Genomic DNA, 13,568 nt, shown 5'->3' with positions numbered 1-13,568 from the left:
GCCAGCCACGGCCAGCCAGGACGACCAGGCGCAGCAGACCGGAGCGGCGGGCGACGGCGCCCACCCGGCACGGCGTCGAAGACGACGGCCACCCGCCGTCACCGGAACACCCAGAACCCGCACCGCACCCCCGCCAGATCCCCCGGCGGACTCCCCCGCATGAATTCACGAACCGCCGAAACAGCCCCAACCAGCGGTAGTCACTGCCGAATCCGGAAGGAAATCCAGAACAGAAACCGGCGACATTTCCGACGCGCCGTCAATTCGCGGGAGCACCCCGGAACGACCCCGCCCCCGGACCACCCGCCGAACCCCGGCCGACCGGACCGGGTGACCACCCGCCGTCACCGAAACCGGAGCACCCCGCAGAACCGCAGGCGGCCCGACCGGGCCCCGGACACCTGCCCAGATTGGTCTACCAAAAGCCGAAACCAGCGCCCGGAATGCCGCGAGGTCAAGGGACCTAACCCGAGCCCGGCGGCCCCCCGCAGTTCCGTCACACCCGCCACGTCACGCAACCACCCACCCGGAGGCAGCCAGGGCAGACAGCCGGACAGGACGGCCGGGCGGGGCGAGCGGGCAGAGCGGTCGGGCAGAACAGCCGAAGGCCGAAGACAGCCAGAGGCCAGGCCACCGCCTCCGGCCCCGCCTCGATGCGCAGTTCCCCCTCGGATCCGTAGGGCTCGCCGAGCGGCCCTTGCACGTCCAGCACGGCGGGCGGCCCGCTTGCGCCACGCGGGCAGTGACCATCGGCCGGGCACCGATGCTTCGCCAGGAAGCGGTCACCAGACACCCCAGGGGAGGCCTGTGGAGGGATTGAGACCCTGATCCATGAGGTCGCGGTATTCGCGCCAGTGGATGAACTGCCGCGCTTCCGCGGTGCGGCCGGGGTCAGGAGTGATCCAGCGTCGCACGTACTCCACGAACCCGCCTTCGTGGACCGTGAGAGGGCCCCCGTCCTCGTAGAGCTCGGCGATGGGCCAGGCGTCACTGTCGTCGCCCGTCATCAGCCAGAACAGGTGGGTGCAGTCCTCGGTGAAACCCCACCGGAGCAGCATGTCGGCACTCACCTCGGCGGGCAGCAGAGGGGAGAAGTGCTCGGGAGCCTGTTCCCAGAAGAGTTCTGCCAGGTTGACCACGCTGCCGCCTTCGGACGGGTTGTGCGGCGAGGTTATCCACAGTTCTTCTGTGCCAACCATGCCGGCCCCGTAGGTCTCGATGAAGGCGACGTAGTCCGAGGGCAGCCGTATCCCGAGCAGCCGTTCGGCTTCTGCCACTTCGGCCGCATCGAGCGGGGCGGCTTCGCTGCTTCGTCCGCACGGCACGAGCAGGTCCGACAGTGCACGTACGCCGGGATGGCTGGACACGGAACCTCCGGAGGTCTGGTGCCGGGCAGCCTACGATCCCCCGCCGACAGCCGGACCGGACGGGACCGGGCACGTCCAGGCCGGCTGTCCCGCTTCGACCCGAACGGACAACGGGCGCAGCGCTTACTGACTTCGGCTTGTCAGGGTGAGGTTGGGGTTTCGAGGGTCAGGCCGGTGCCGACGATGAAGCCGTCGAGGGTGTCGGGGCGGTACTGAAGGCGTTTGAGTCGGTTGCGTACGAGGGCCTCGAGTCGGTCGAGGGCCATGACGGCGAGGTTGGCCAGCCTGCGTTTGACGTGGGCCCAGACCCATTCGACGGGGTTGAGGTCGGGCGAGTAGGCGGAAAGCAGGAACACCGTCAGCCACGCGCGCTCGGCGATCAACTCGCTCATGGCGTGGGAGACGTGGGTGTTCAGGGCCTCCCAGGCCAGCACGATCGGTGCCTTGACGAGCTGGTGGACGCCGTCGATCAGCGCGATGAAGTCACGCTCGCCCATGCTGCGGCGCTTCTCGACGCGGTCGTCACCGGCTACGCCCAGTGGTTGGATGCTCTGGACGTGATCGAGCTGCGGGGCAAGCTGTCGCCCGGCCGTTCCTGAGCGCTCCCCGAAACCGCCAGCAGCAACGAGATGATCTTGAAGCCCTGAACGCTCGGCCCCCGTATTTCAGAGGGACACGCGCACTGTTCTGCCAGCGGCAGAACACCGGCCGGACCGGGCTCGACGATCACTACAGTCCAGTCTCATGACGACGATTACGACGCGTACGGTCGAGTACCCGGCCGACGGTTTGACGATGATCGGGCACCTCGCGCTCCCGGCCGGTGTCGACCGCCGGCCCGCGGTGCTGCTCGGACCAGAGGGCATGGGGCTCAGCGACGTCGAGCGCCGCAGGGCCGATGCTCTCGCCGAGCTGGGATACGTAGCGCTGGCCTTCGACCTTCACGGCGGACGCTATTTGGGCGACCCCGAGGAGATGCTGGCCCGTTGCCTCCCGCTGCTCGCTGATCCCGACCGGATGCGGGACATCGGCCATGCGGCGCTCGACGTGTTGCGCACCGAACCGCGGGCCGACCCCGACCGGATCGCCGCCATCGGCTACGGCACCGGAGGCGCCATCGCCCTGGAACTCGGGCGCGACGGCGTCAACCTGCGCGCGATCGGGACAGTCAATGCAACTACCACGGGCCGACCGGGCGAGGCAGCGCGCATTCGCTGCCCGGTGTGGGCCGGCGTCGGGTCGGAAGACCCGATCATGCCGCCCGCACAACGGAACGCGTTCACCGCCGAGATGCAGGCCGCAGGCGTCGACTGGCGCCTCGCGGTCTACGGCGGCGCCTTGCACGCCTTCCACCACCCACCGGTCGACCACCCCACGGTCCCCGGCGTCGGCTACCACCCACAGCACGCGCAGCGAGCCTGGCGCGACGTCGTCGACCTGCTCGACGAGTGCCTGCCCGTGACGGAAGATCTGGGGCATGGCCCAGGCAAGCGTGCTGGCGCCGGGCACTGACAGTCCCCTCCCCTCAAGTCCGCACAGCAGAACCGCATTCGGGCGGATGCTCGATCGCGGAAAACGCGTTCGCAACTGCCGCAGTAAATACCGGACTTACTGCGCCGGTCCGCCGCAGCGGTTGCTGCACAGCGGAGTCCGGCCGCCAGGGGACCTGGCACCGCCGCGATCTGGCGGTGCCATCCGGCATGGACTACCCGAGTGCCGCCCAGCCATGGGCGGACATGAGCTGAGAAACCGGCCGCCGGAAGGAGAGGCACCGATGGATACTGCCGGGGTGTCGATGGATCTGAAGAGCGCGCTGGCCGCGCTGGATGCTCACGAGCCGGGCACGGTGAGCGCGATGCTCGGTGAGGACCACGTCCTGGCTGCCACCCGGCCCGGCGAGGAGGCCAACACTGCGCCGGTCGACTTCCCGGCCTACCGCCGCCACCTGGCCGGCCACGCGATCGCGATCGACCCTCTCGCGGAGGTCTACCTCGCTGCCGCCCTCCCTGGCATGTTCCCGCTGCGCGAGCGGCACCGCGCCGGCCTGACGGCGCTTCAGAGTGCGAACATCGCCGAGCTGCTGCGGCACGATCCCAGGCGTGGTCATCCCGGCGAGGACATCGCCGCGATCGTGCGGGACCTGCCCGCTGACGTCCAGCGCCCCGAGGACTTCTTCGAGGGCTGGTTCCACCAGCGGGAGGGCAGCGCCCGCCTTCAGCACGGCTGCCCCCCACCGCCGAGTCCCTTGCCGCAGTCTCCGAGTTCTGCAGGACCTCCCACGACCTGGTAGGGCTCACCGCCCTCACCGCGTCCGCCCGCCTGCTGAACGACCTGCGCGGCGCAGCCCTCGTACACGGGTACACCGTCCAGTCCTCGGGCTTGGAGTGGCTGGTCAACGCCTCCGCCGAGGCGACGTTCCACCGTCTCCGCCGGCAGGAGCAGGAGATCCGGCAGGCGAATGAGGCCGCGCCCTTGCTGGAGTCGCTGGGCGCGGCGCTCAAGGACGTCGGCCTGGACCCGGTGTCGAGCAAGCGCAGCGGGGTGACCGTGGCCGTGCCACCGGACGCATCCACGCTGACGTCCTCCTCGGAGCTGACAGTGGCGCTGCACCGGGGTTGGGAGCTCGCGGTCAACAGCGCCGGCAGCCTGGTCGTCTCGGTACGTGCCCCGATCACCGAGCACGGTGCGCAGGAGGTGGCCGGGATGATCCGAGACATCCTGGCCGGCCGGCATCGCAGCCCCTTCCGCCGCTGACGCCCGCCTGCGATGCCGCCCGGAACCCAGGGCGCCCCGGGCCCAAAACCTCAACGGCGCCGTACGAGCACCTCTGTGGTCGGCTGACCGGTTCTCCCGGCCGTGCTCGGCGCTTCGGCCCCGGTCTGCGTCGGGATCGCGGCGAGGGCCCCGAAAGCGGTTCGCGGAGTGTCTTGATTCCAACGTGGCAACTTGGCCTCTACGCGCCTGACTGGCCGAGTTCACCCCTGGATGCGCCAAGTGGTGGCGTCTGCCAGCTGGTCCGGGCTCATGCCGTGCTCCTGGGCGAACTTGACCTGTCCTGCGGTGAACTGGCGGGAGACGACGACCTCGTCGTCTGTGCGGTGCGGGTAGGTGCGGCCGATGTAGTAGCCGCTGTCCAGGTTGAGGCGTGATCCCGGTGGACAGGAAGTACTCCTCGTTGGCCTCTGTCGTGACGCCCTGGTGGATCGTCTCGCCGATCTTTTCGCCGCCTTGGCCTCGGTAGTCGACGTGGCGCACGAGCCGCAGGTGGCGGGTGCGAAGGATCCTGTAGAAGGGCGAGTTGTCGACCTTCCAGCGTTCGGTGTAGGCCGGGTCGTGGACCATGAAGTACGGCACGGTCACTGCGCGATCGGTGACGACGACGTTGGCCGGGGGCTGGTTGTAGGAGGTCAGCCGCAGGTCCGTGTCGAAGGCGGTCTTGTCCACCACCGCCGACAGGTCCAGAATCCAGGTCACCTCCGTCGGCGACGGGCGGTCAATCACCGTGGCCATGGTGAACCCGCCCACCGGCAGGTATTTGCACGCACGGCACGGCGGCACGGCACGCGAGTCGGCCGGCCCCGTCGAACCCGCACCCGGCAGTTCCTGGCCGAACGGCCGCCGCCGGGTCGAACCGTGCGACCTGATCGCCGCCGACGAAGGCTGCGGCCATGGCCGCCGTCGGCAGGGTCTCCAACTCCGGATCGCTGGCCTGCCAGGCCGGGCGGAACCGGGTAGCGCACTCCCTCGCCAGCCTCTCAGATCAGCGTCAGCCAGCGCCGTCGGCACAGACCGCTGACCTGTGGAATGCCATGTAGTTGGTGACAACTGAGCCGAAAGCTCGAAGAGGTGACAACAAGGCTGACCATCTGGTGACGAGTATCGCGACCAGTCGCAATCACCCGCTGTCGTGCGGTCTTGGTCAGTCCTACCGCAAAATGCGACACCGACGGCCCCGCCGTGTCAGAGTCTGGTGGCATGCTCAGCGGCCATGGACACCCAGCAGTTCTGGCAGCTGATCGACGAGGCCCGCACACGGGTGCCCGCCCCGGACAACGGCACAGCGGTCGCTGAACAGGCGACCGCACTTCTTGCCCTTCGCCCGGCACCGGAGATCGTCGCCGCCGAGCAGACCCTGTGGGACCTGATGGCCGACTCGTACAGTGCCCCTCTCTGGGGCGCCGCCTACATGATCAACGGCGGATGCTCCGACGACCTCTTCGACTACTTCCGAGGCTGGCTGATCACACAGGGCCGGGCAACGTTCGAGCGCGTCATCGCCGACCCCGACGTGCTCGCCGAACTTCCCGCCGTACGCGCCTTCGCCGCGGACGGGATCGACATCGAGTGCGAAGAAGCCCTGGTCATCGCCTGGGACGCCCACCAAGCAGTCGCCGGAGAGGAGCTCCCCAACGACGGCTTCACCATCAACTATCCGGCTCTGGATCCGGACTGGAGCTTCGACTTCAACGACGGCGACGAGTTGCGCCGACGGCTGCCCCGCCTGGCAGCGCTCTACTCGTATTGATCAGCAGCCCACATCGCACACTGGAGACGATCGCCAGCGCCGTCACCTCCTGAACCATCGTGCAAGTCGGCCGGACCTGTTCGCGCTCCCTTCGACAGGGCGCAGGCGGCGTCCTCCAGGGGCGCCTCCGTGTGCCTGGAAGGCCGCCTTGTTCAGCCAGCTCAGGTACCAGTCGCGGAAGTTGAGACGATTGGGTCCGGCAGAGAGCGGTTCGATGGGGTATTCGTTCGCGCGGGAAACCGACCACAGGGTGTCACGGTCCGGCCCCGTGACGACGAGCCAGGTATACCCACCGCAGCCTTGATGGCTGAGGGGTATCGCCCCCGCGGTCATCTCTGCGCCGAGTGTGTCCCACTCGTCGTCCCAGTCGCGGAACGCCGCGAGATACGACCGCTCGTCAGGGAAGCTCTCCTGGTGGGGTTCGCGGGCGTCGTACTCCGCTTCCCAGCGGGCCCGCTCTTCCACGGACGGGAACGGCCGGTCCAAGAGGGCGTTGTCAGTGCGATGCCCGTACTCGTCGGCCCAGTGCCACCCTCGCTCGTCGTGTCGCAGGGAGAAGAGTCCGTAGTCCGGTCCGGCTCCGCCCGCACCCACCTCCAGCAGGAAGGTGCGATAGGCCGAGGGGAAGGAGATCCCGAGCTCTTCCTCGGCTGCCGTCACCTCGGCCTCACCGAGAGGCGGCTCCAACTGGAACTCATGCCCGAACTCCCGGTCGGCGCCGAAGACCTTCTCCCGGAATGGTGCTGCCCGTAGGTCCAGGACCTGCTCACGCACGCCCGGCCAATCCACCCCTGACTCCATCACCTGCCGCCTCCGYGTATTGCTCGTCACCGGTCACTGCTCTGGCCGTGTGAGCTTTTGGCCTGCAGCAGACCTTTGCGTGCCCCAGCGAACTGAGTCTGGCCTGGGGTCCTGGCCACCAGCGACTCGTTTTTCGGGAAGTGATCACTCTCCGCTCGGGAAGCGATCTTCGGCTGCCCTCTCCCGGCCCGGGTCAGCCCCACTCGTGAACACCCCGTGCTGAAATCACTTGGCCCGTCGCTTGACGGCTGTGATCCACTTCGGCCATGAGTTTGATGGTGAAAGTGTTCGTAGTTGATGCGGACGGCAAGAGGCAGATCTTGGAGGTTCAGGAGGGGTCCTCTGATCTGGCTGGATTCGAGCGTTGGCGTACCACTGTGTGGGGTTCGGAGGTGGTCCGTTCGCTGGAAGCCCAGTTCTTTCCGGTTCTGGCTGACGCCGATTTGTGGGTCGAGGCCCGCCAGGTGTCTGACTTCCGCCGTGAGTGCGCCGTACTCCGCGAGAATCTGGAGGAGATCGTTGCCGGCGGTTCTCCGGTAAGGACGGCCGAGGAACTCCGGCGCCAGATCTCTGAGAGGTTGGCGAACATTGAGGATGCCAGTAGGCGCGCGGAGGGGATGGGCGGAGGCGTTCTCATCTGGTGAGGTGTCTGTCGGCTTGCTGTTTCGCCTTCATGGCAGCCCGGGGGCCGGGCCGGGCGCCGAGCAGCTCGACCACCAGGCGCAGCGCGGCGGTGAGCACGGGGGCGGACCGCCTGGTCCCCGGTCGGCCGGCTTCTCGGCCGCGCCCTACCTTCCTGACAGGCCGTCAGCGGTAGGTCTCATACTCGGTCTATGCCGGAACACGGGCTCGATGCCGCCGCCGATTCCCTGCGGGTCTGGCTCAACCGCCAGCGGTTCACCGACCTGTCCACAGCCGAGGTGACGGCCTTCTTCACGGACTCGGTGGCCGACTGGGGCGCCGGCCTCGGCTACCTGGTCCGGCGGGAGGTCGACTTGCCCACCGCCAGCCGCCAGGGCCGGACCGGGCGCCTCGATCTCCAGCTCCAGCACCGCTCGGGAAAGGGGCGGCTGATCAGCATCGAGGTGGACCGAGGCACCAAGTTGTGGTCGCTGAAGAAGCTTGTCCAGGCTGCCGAACTCGGCCACCTGGCGCTGTGGCTGCGGTGGAGTCGCGCTCCCGTGTCCGTGGCGATCCCGCCCACCGTCCGGCTCATCCGGGCCCAGGTCAGCCGGTACGACACCCTCACGCGGGCGAAGCTCCACTCACTCCAGCCGGACAACTGCGGATAGCGGCAGACCCGTCCGGTGGGTGCCGGATCCGAGCCCCGACTGCAGCCCCCGGCAGGATCTGGTTACGGAGCGCTCAGACATGCGCTCTGAGCTGCGGTTATGTGCGAAGTCGACTTCCGCCGGTGTGCTCACAAGTACGGCTGTGGGAGTGGCCGTGCCGTTGGGTGCCGCTGAGCCGTTGGTCAGGAGGTGACGATGCCTCAGCTGGCCGTAGCTTCCCTTCCGGTACCGCGAGCCGAAACGGTTCTGCGCTCCCTCTCCCCGGATTTGCCGGACACCCCGACCTACTCGCAGCTCGCCCGGACATGAAGCGCCGCCGGGCGCAGCGTGCCCGGCGGCCATGACCCGCTCTGGGACGTCCTGGTCCAGCAGGTTGGAAGCAGCTCCGGTCGGCACGCCGGCCGCCCCTCGCCCTGACGCAGACACCTCGTGCTCGCCGAGCCGAACCAGTCAGCGCCGTTGGGGTCTGTCCGGCGCATCTTGCCGGGCCCGCGCGCCAGAAACGGCTGGAACCTCCTCCAGGGGGAGGTCCTAGTGTCCTGACTGACCGCACACGCGGTGCTTCGAGAGAGGTCTGTCATGACGACGTTTCTGCTGGTCCCGGGGCTTTTCATGGGTGGCTGGGCCTGGGAGGCGGTGGCCGCCGAGCTGACCGCGCGAGGGCACCGGGCGCTGCCGGTCACCTTGCCCGGCATGGCCGAGCGGGCGGGGGAGGACCCCGCCGGCGTGGGGCTGGGCGAGCACACCGACGCCGTGGCGGCGCTGCTGGACGCGGAGGGGCCGGGGATCGTACTGGTGGCGCACAGCTATGGCATCTTCCCCGCCCTCGCGGCGGCCGACCGGCGCCCCGGACAGGTCGCCCGGGTGGTGTTCGTGGACACCGGCTTCCCGGAGCCGGGTGAGTCGGTGGTGGCGCAGATGCCGGGCCTGCTGGACCGCGCCCTCGGCGGCGTCATCCCGGTGCCCGAGGAGATCCCGGCGGTGCACGCCGTCCCGCCGGCGGAGCTGGAGCGCCACCACCGCCTGGCAACCCCGCACCCGGTCCGGACCGTCACCGAGCCGATCGAGCTGACCGGCGCCTGGCTCAAGCTCCCGACCACCGGGGTGTTCTGCCTCGCGAACGGCCTCAGCCTGGAGTTCGCCCGCACGCTGCACGGCACCGGCCTGCCGCGGTTCGCCAAGCTCGCCGAGCCCGGAGTCACGTTCTTCGAACTGACCACCGGCCACTACCCGATGCTCTCCAGCCCGGTGGAGCTGGCCGACGTCCTGGTGCGCGCGGCGGCCGGCGAGGGCGTCGGCCTGTACGAGGGCTGACCGTCCGCCCGGCGCAGTGCTGCGGCCGGCAAGCCCGGCTCCCGGCCGCAGCGCCCCGGGGCGGGCGGGATCATGAAAAGCACCCGCCTCCTTGAAGGAGAGCGGGTGCGCGGCCGTACGCGCGGGCCCGGAAACGGGCTGATGGACCTCTGGGAGGGCCTGGCGGCGGAGGTGGCCGGGCCCGCTCCGGGGCGCTGCGGGGCGTACAGGGCGCCCGCCGCGCCCCGTGTCGGGCGGCCGCCGGGCTGTCCGGCCGGGTCGGTCGCCGCTGAGGTTCCCGGGCTGCTGTGCGGTCGCCGCGTGCCCTTGACCTCTGCGCGACTGGCCGTCATGCGAATTGTCCATAAGGCGGGTGGTCAGTGGATGCGAATACCGGCTGCGTTGAGGTAGCGCAGCCTGCGGATGCAGGCACGGGCGCCGTCTTTGATGGGGTAGATGTCGACCTCTCCCCCGGCTTCCACCCACCGGCCCGCCGTCCAGTCGATGACCGCCCAAGGCTGGCGGCCTCGGTCATCGGGCGGCAGCTGCGCCACCTCGTACCGGGGCGTGGGTGGCTCGGGGTCTTCGGGCGCAGCAGTGGTCTGCTGGGGCAGCTGCTGCGGGCCCGGTTCTGTCATGTCTGCCACCGTAGGGGCCATGGCGGTCTGAAGCGGCGCCAACTGGCCAACATGCGCGGGGTTTCTCCTTGCTGGCGGCAGCCGCTCCCCGGCGTGCACGCAGGCGTGCGCCGGGCGGCGCAGCGTGCCCGGCCGCGACGACCCGCTCTGGGACGTCCTGGTCCAGCAGGTTGGAAGCAGCTCCGGTCGGCACGCGGGCCCTCCTTCGCGCTGACGGGTCCCCGGGGTGCCGAGCAGCTCGGGGACCAGGAGCAGTGCGACCACCAGGAGCAGCATGGCGGCCAGCAGGCCTGGCGGCCTGGTCCCCCGGTCGGCCGGCTTCTCGACCGCGCCCGGCCGCCCCACCACCACGGCGGGGCCGCCACCAGGCGGACGCGCAGCCTCTGGGAGGGCCTGGACCGTACGGCGGGGCGGCCGGGGCCGCCTGGGGCGCTGCGGGGCCGCAGAGCACCCATCACGCCCCGTCGGCCGCCAGGTCCAAGCCACCCGGCCGCAAGGTGACAAGAGAGGCACAGCGCAGCGTCTCCCGAGCCGCTGCGCGCGCCCGCCCACCACCCCACCAACAGCAGGGCAGGGGGCGCACAGGGGTAAGTCGGAGTCGTGGCGGGCGATCTAACTGGGTATGAACTGCGGGTTCTCGCTCCGGTGGCCCGGCGGGGGTGTCTCTAGTCGCAACCAGATACGCACCCAGATGCGCAACTAGCTAGGACAGCGTGGTCGAACCCAGCGGCGAACCCGAGGGACCGCCAGACGGTGTGGCCGTGTGGAAGGCAGAGGGCTGGGGCGACGGACCGCCGGGAGAGGTCTCCTGGGTGCCGCGCAGCGCCATGTACACCGGAGCCTGGCTCACCAGCTCCTCCAGCTCGGCCAGCGTCAACGCCGCCCCGCTCGGGGGGTTGATGACGGAGAGTCCGAAGACGGTGCCGCCCGGCGTGGCGAAGGTCGCCTCCAGCCGCGCATCCGGCCCGCTGTAGGAGGCGAACCAGCCGCTCGAGTTGTCCCCCAGTACCCGGTGCACGCACTCGGTGGCCGCCTGCGCACCCGTCCGGGCGCAGGGCGACCCGGTGGACTGTCCCGGTCCGACCGGCAGGCCGCCCCTGACGCCCAGCCGGACCCCGACCCCCGGCTGCCCCGGTGCGGGCGACGGGCTTCCCGCCTCGGTCAGCAGGATCTCGGTCCGGCCGGGCGGGACGAGGTGCATCACGGACAGCTGCTTCGGCACGGCGCCCATCACCGCCGTCCACAGGCGGTGGTAGCTCTCCTCGAGATCGACCGGCCTGGTGGACGGCGAAGTGGCGGACGGACTACCTGTGCTCGGCCGGACGGTGCCCGGCCCGACGGCGCCGGACCCTGGCGCCAGGTTCACCACCAGCAGCACGGCGGCCCCCGAGAACGCCGCTCCGAGCAGTGCGGCCCTGGCCCGGCGCGCCCGGCGCAGGCGGCGGCCACGCTCCCGCACCGGGGCCAGCACCGCCGGCACCGGTGGCTCGGGCCGGTCGAGCAGGTCCTCGAACAGGGTGGCGGCCAGCCTGCCCTCCTGCTCCGGCCCGGGGTCAACTGCGGTCATGGTCGCTCTCCTCACTGGTCGTCATGGTGGAGCCGTGCTGCCGGTCCGGGAGTCGGTCCGCAGGGCAGTCCGCAGGTCAGTCCGTCACCAGGTCCCGGAGCGAATCGCCCAGCACCTCGCGGAGCTTGGCCAGCGCCCGGTGCGCGTCCGAACGCACCGTGCCCTCCGCGAGCCCGAGCACCCGGGCGGTCTCCGCCACGCTCTGGTCCTCCCAGTAGCGCAGTACCAGCACCGCGCGGTACTGCGGGCGCAGCTCGGCCAGCGCCGCACGCAGCGCCAACTGCCGGTCGCTGTCCGGCGGGGCGGCCGCCGCGGTATCCGGCGGCTCGGGGATGCTCAGCTCCGTGCTGGCACGGCGCCGCAGGCCGTCGATGTGGTCCCGGACCATCACGGTGCGGGCGTACGCTCCGGCCTTGTCCTGGTCCCGCAGCCGGCGCCAGCGCGCGTACAGCTTCACCAGTGCCCCCTGCACCAGGTCTTCTGCCGCGTGCCAGTCCCCGCAGAGCAGGTAGGCCGTCCGCCGCAACGCCTGATACCGCGCCGCCACGAACTCCTCGAACCCGGCCTCACCACTGCCCGCACCCATGCTCCGCCCCCTGGTTCCGTCCCGGGGGCTTGCCTCCCCCACCTACTTGACGCATCGAGCCTCCCGTTCCGCTGCATCCGCGCTGCGGAAGCCGCGGTCCGGGAGGCACTCCGCTGCGGGGGTGGTGCCTCCCCCGGCAGGGTTTGCCCTATAAGGAGCGTCGTTCGGTGCGTGCTCTCGGCGTGCCGGGCCTAGCTAGAAGGGAAACCAGATACGCAACCGGCCTCGGTGCTCCCGCCGCGCCTCACCTCTGCGTCCGGCACACCGGACGGCATCAACACACCAACGGCACGCCGCAGGCGCTCAGCTTGCCGTTTAACGTCCGGCTTCGATCAGGTGGCCCGGTGATCACTCGTCTGCCTGACTATCGGCCCGCACTCGGTGCACCGGGTGCGGGCTCCGCGCCATGGGGCGTCAGCCTCCGGTGAGGAGGATTTCCTTCAACTCGCTCAGACTGTCGATCCGGTAAGTTGCCTGGGAGAAGTCGTCCGCCTTCGTGAACTCGTTGCGGACGACGGCGCAGTCGATACCGCCGGCCACCGCCGAGGCCAGCCCCCTGGCTGAATCCTCCACGACCAGGGTCTCCTGCGTGGTGGCGCCGAAGCGTTTCAGTCCGGCCAGGTACGGTTCGGGGTTCGGCTTGGCGAGTTCGTAGTCCTCGCGCACGATGACGAAATCCATGAACTGCCTGATCTGGCGCTTCTCGTGGATGATGTCGAAGTCGGCCCGCTTCGCGGTCGTCACGATGGCCATGCGGGCATACGTGGACAGTTCGGCGAGAGTGTCGACGACGCAGTCGATCTCGATGGCCTCGGTCCGCAAGTACTCCTGGTAGTAGCCGTTACGGGCCTCGCGAACCCGGATGAGGGTCTCGTCGTCGATGCCGGCTACCCGGGCCTGGACCCAGGAGCCCGCCCCCCGGGTCATGTCCCGGAGGTACTGATCCTTGTCCAGCGTGAAACCGGCCTCCGCCAGGGCGCGTTCTGCGGATCTGAAATACCAGAACTCGGTGTCGACCAGGACACCGTCATGATCGAAGAGTATGTATTTCTTCACGTCACCATTCCTTCTCGGCGGCCGCGACGGACCGGCGCGCCCTCGCGGATCGTACCGTCGCAAGCTGGCATCGATCAGCTGGCGACCTTCGCGGAGCAGGTGCATTCCTGCTCCCATCCGGATGTGACGGGCCCTCACCCGTGCATGAAGAAACGGCTGGCTTCGCTGCACAGTGCCTGAACCGAACCTGTCGAACGCTGCTGGGCGTGATGCGGCCCAGGCCCCGACTTGCCTACCAGGGAGGGGGATCATCTGGTGCTTCGCGTCGCCGCAGCCGTAGGTGTGGCAGAACGACCGGTCGGGGCAGGTCCCGGCGTCCGGCCGTAGCCACGGCGAGACGTCCACCGCGAGCACCAGGCGGCCGTCGACGGCACGCGGCAGCGGCAGGTCGGCCAGCTCCGTCTGCAGCCTCTCGACATCCAGCCGGCCCGGGGGGGGGGGGG

The 13,568-nt window shown here is 69.8% G+C and carries 12 protein-coding genes and 2 pseudogenes; 7 read left to right on the top strand and 7 right to left on the bottom strand.

Annotated elements, in window-relative coordinates:
- Positions 1-782: 782 nt before the first annotated feature.
- A complete protein-coding gene (locus ACXJMZ_RS33230; protein WP_457033735.1) occupies positions 783-1,367 on the bottom strand; it encodes an SMI1/KNR4 family protein in 585 nt (194 codons plus the stop codon).
- A 140-nt stretch (positions 1,368-1,507) separates the two neighbouring features.
- Positions 1,508-1,873, bottom strand: a pseudogene (locus tag ACXJMZ_RS33225) (transposase); the annotation flags it as partial.
- 238 nt (positions 1,874-2,111) lie between these two features.
- Between ACXJMZ_RS33225 and ACXJMZ_RS33220 the strand changes: the two are divergent.
- The 4 genes from ACXJMZ_RS33220 to ACXJMZ_RS33205 all read left to right on the top strand — a co-directional run bounded on the left by ACXJMZ_RS33220 (position 2,112) and on the right by ACXJMZ_RS33205 (position 5,892).
- Positions 2,112-2,879, top strand: coding sequence for a dienelactone hydrolase family protein (locus tag ACXJMZ_RS33220; RefSeq protein ID WP_457033734.1), 768 nt, complete (start codon positions 2,112-2,114; stop codon positions 2,877-2,879).
- A 262-nt stretch (positions 2,880-3,141) separates the two neighbouring features.
- Complete coding sequence (locus ACXJMZ_RS33215; RefSeq protein WP_457033733.1) at positions 3,142-3,657, top strand: hypothetical protein; 516 nt, start codon at positions 3,142-3,144, stop codon at positions 3,655-3,657.
- 89 nt (positions 3,658-3,746) lie between these two features.
- Entirely contained in the window at positions 3,747-4,121 is a 375-nt protein-coding gene (locus ACXJMZ_RS33210; protein ID WP_457033732.1) for a hypothetical protein, read from the top strand.
- Between the two features lie 1,234 nt (positions 4,122-5,355).
- Complete coding sequence (locus ACXJMZ_RS33205) at positions 5,356-5,892, top strand: DUF4240 domain-containing protein (RefSeq protein WP_457033731.1); 537 nt, start codon at positions 5,356-5,358, stop codon at positions 5,890-5,892.
- Between the two features lie 42 nt (positions 5,893-5,934).
- Here ACXJMZ_RS33205 and ACXJMZ_RS33200 read toward each other — a convergent pair whose 3' ends face one another.
- Positions 5,935-6,666, bottom strand: coding sequence for an SMI1/KNR4 family protein (locus ACXJMZ_RS33200; protein WP_457033730.1), 732 nt, complete (start codon positions 6,664-6,666; stop codon positions 5,935-5,937).
- A 293-nt stretch (positions 6,667-6,959) separates the two neighbouring features.
- Between ACXJMZ_RS33200 and ACXJMZ_RS33195 the strand changes: the two genes are divergently transcribed.
- The 3 genes from ACXJMZ_RS33195 (at position 6,960) to ACXJMZ_RS33185 (ending at position 9,299) form a co-directional block, all read left to right on the top strand.
- The gene (locus ACXJMZ_RS33195; protein WP_457033729.1) at positions 6,960-7,337 is read left to right on the top strand and encodes a hypothetical protein; all 378 of its coding nucleotides are present in this window, start codon (positions 6,960-6,962) and stop codon (positions 7,335-7,337) included.
- A 189-nt stretch (positions 7,338-7,526) separates the two neighbouring features.
- Positions 7,527-7,985, top strand: coding sequence for a hypothetical protein (locus ACXJMZ_RS33190; RefSeq protein WP_457033728.1), 459 nt, complete (start codon positions 7,527-7,529; stop codon positions 7,983-7,985).
- A 579-nt stretch (positions 7,986-8,564) separates the two neighbouring features.
- Entirely contained in the window at positions 8,565-9,299 is a 735-nt protein-coding gene (locus tag ACXJMZ_RS33185; protein WP_457033727.1) for an alpha/beta fold hydrolase, read from the top strand.
- Positions 9,300-9,655: 356 nt separating this feature from the next.
- On the opposite strand, the gene ACXJMZ_RS33180 is transcribed toward ACXJMZ_RS33185, so the two are convergent.
- From ACXJMZ_RS33180 to ACXJMZ_RS33165, 4 genes and pseudogenes are all read right to left on the bottom strand, one after another.
- On the bottom strand, positions 9,656-9,916 hold the full coding sequence (locus tag ACXJMZ_RS33180) for a hypothetical protein (RefSeq protein ID WP_457033726.1): 261 nt from the start codon (positions 9,914-9,916) through the stop codon (positions 9,656-9,658).
- Between the two features lie 703 nt (positions 9,917-10,619).
- The gene (locus ACXJMZ_RS33175; protein WP_457033725.1) at positions 10,620-11,483 is read right to left on the bottom strand and encodes a hypothetical protein; all 864 of its coding nucleotides are present in this window, start codon (positions 11,481-11,483) and stop codon (positions 10,620-10,622) included.
- Between the two features lie 76 nt (positions 11,484-11,559).
- Positions 11,560-12,069, bottom strand: coding sequence for a SigE family RNA polymerase sigma factor (locus ACXJMZ_RS33170; protein WP_457033724.1), 510 nt, complete (start codon positions 12,067-12,069; stop codon positions 11,560-11,562).
- 504 nt (positions 12,070-12,573) lie between these two features.
- A pseudogene (locus ACXJMZ_RS33165) lies at positions 12,574-13,568 on the bottom strand (HAD-IA family hydrolase); the annotation flags it as partial.

Source organism: Kitasatospora sp. P5_F3, assembly GCF_054049135.1.
Note: the sequence above shows the minus strand (reverse complement) of the source record. Positions and strands in the feature narration are given on the sequence as shown.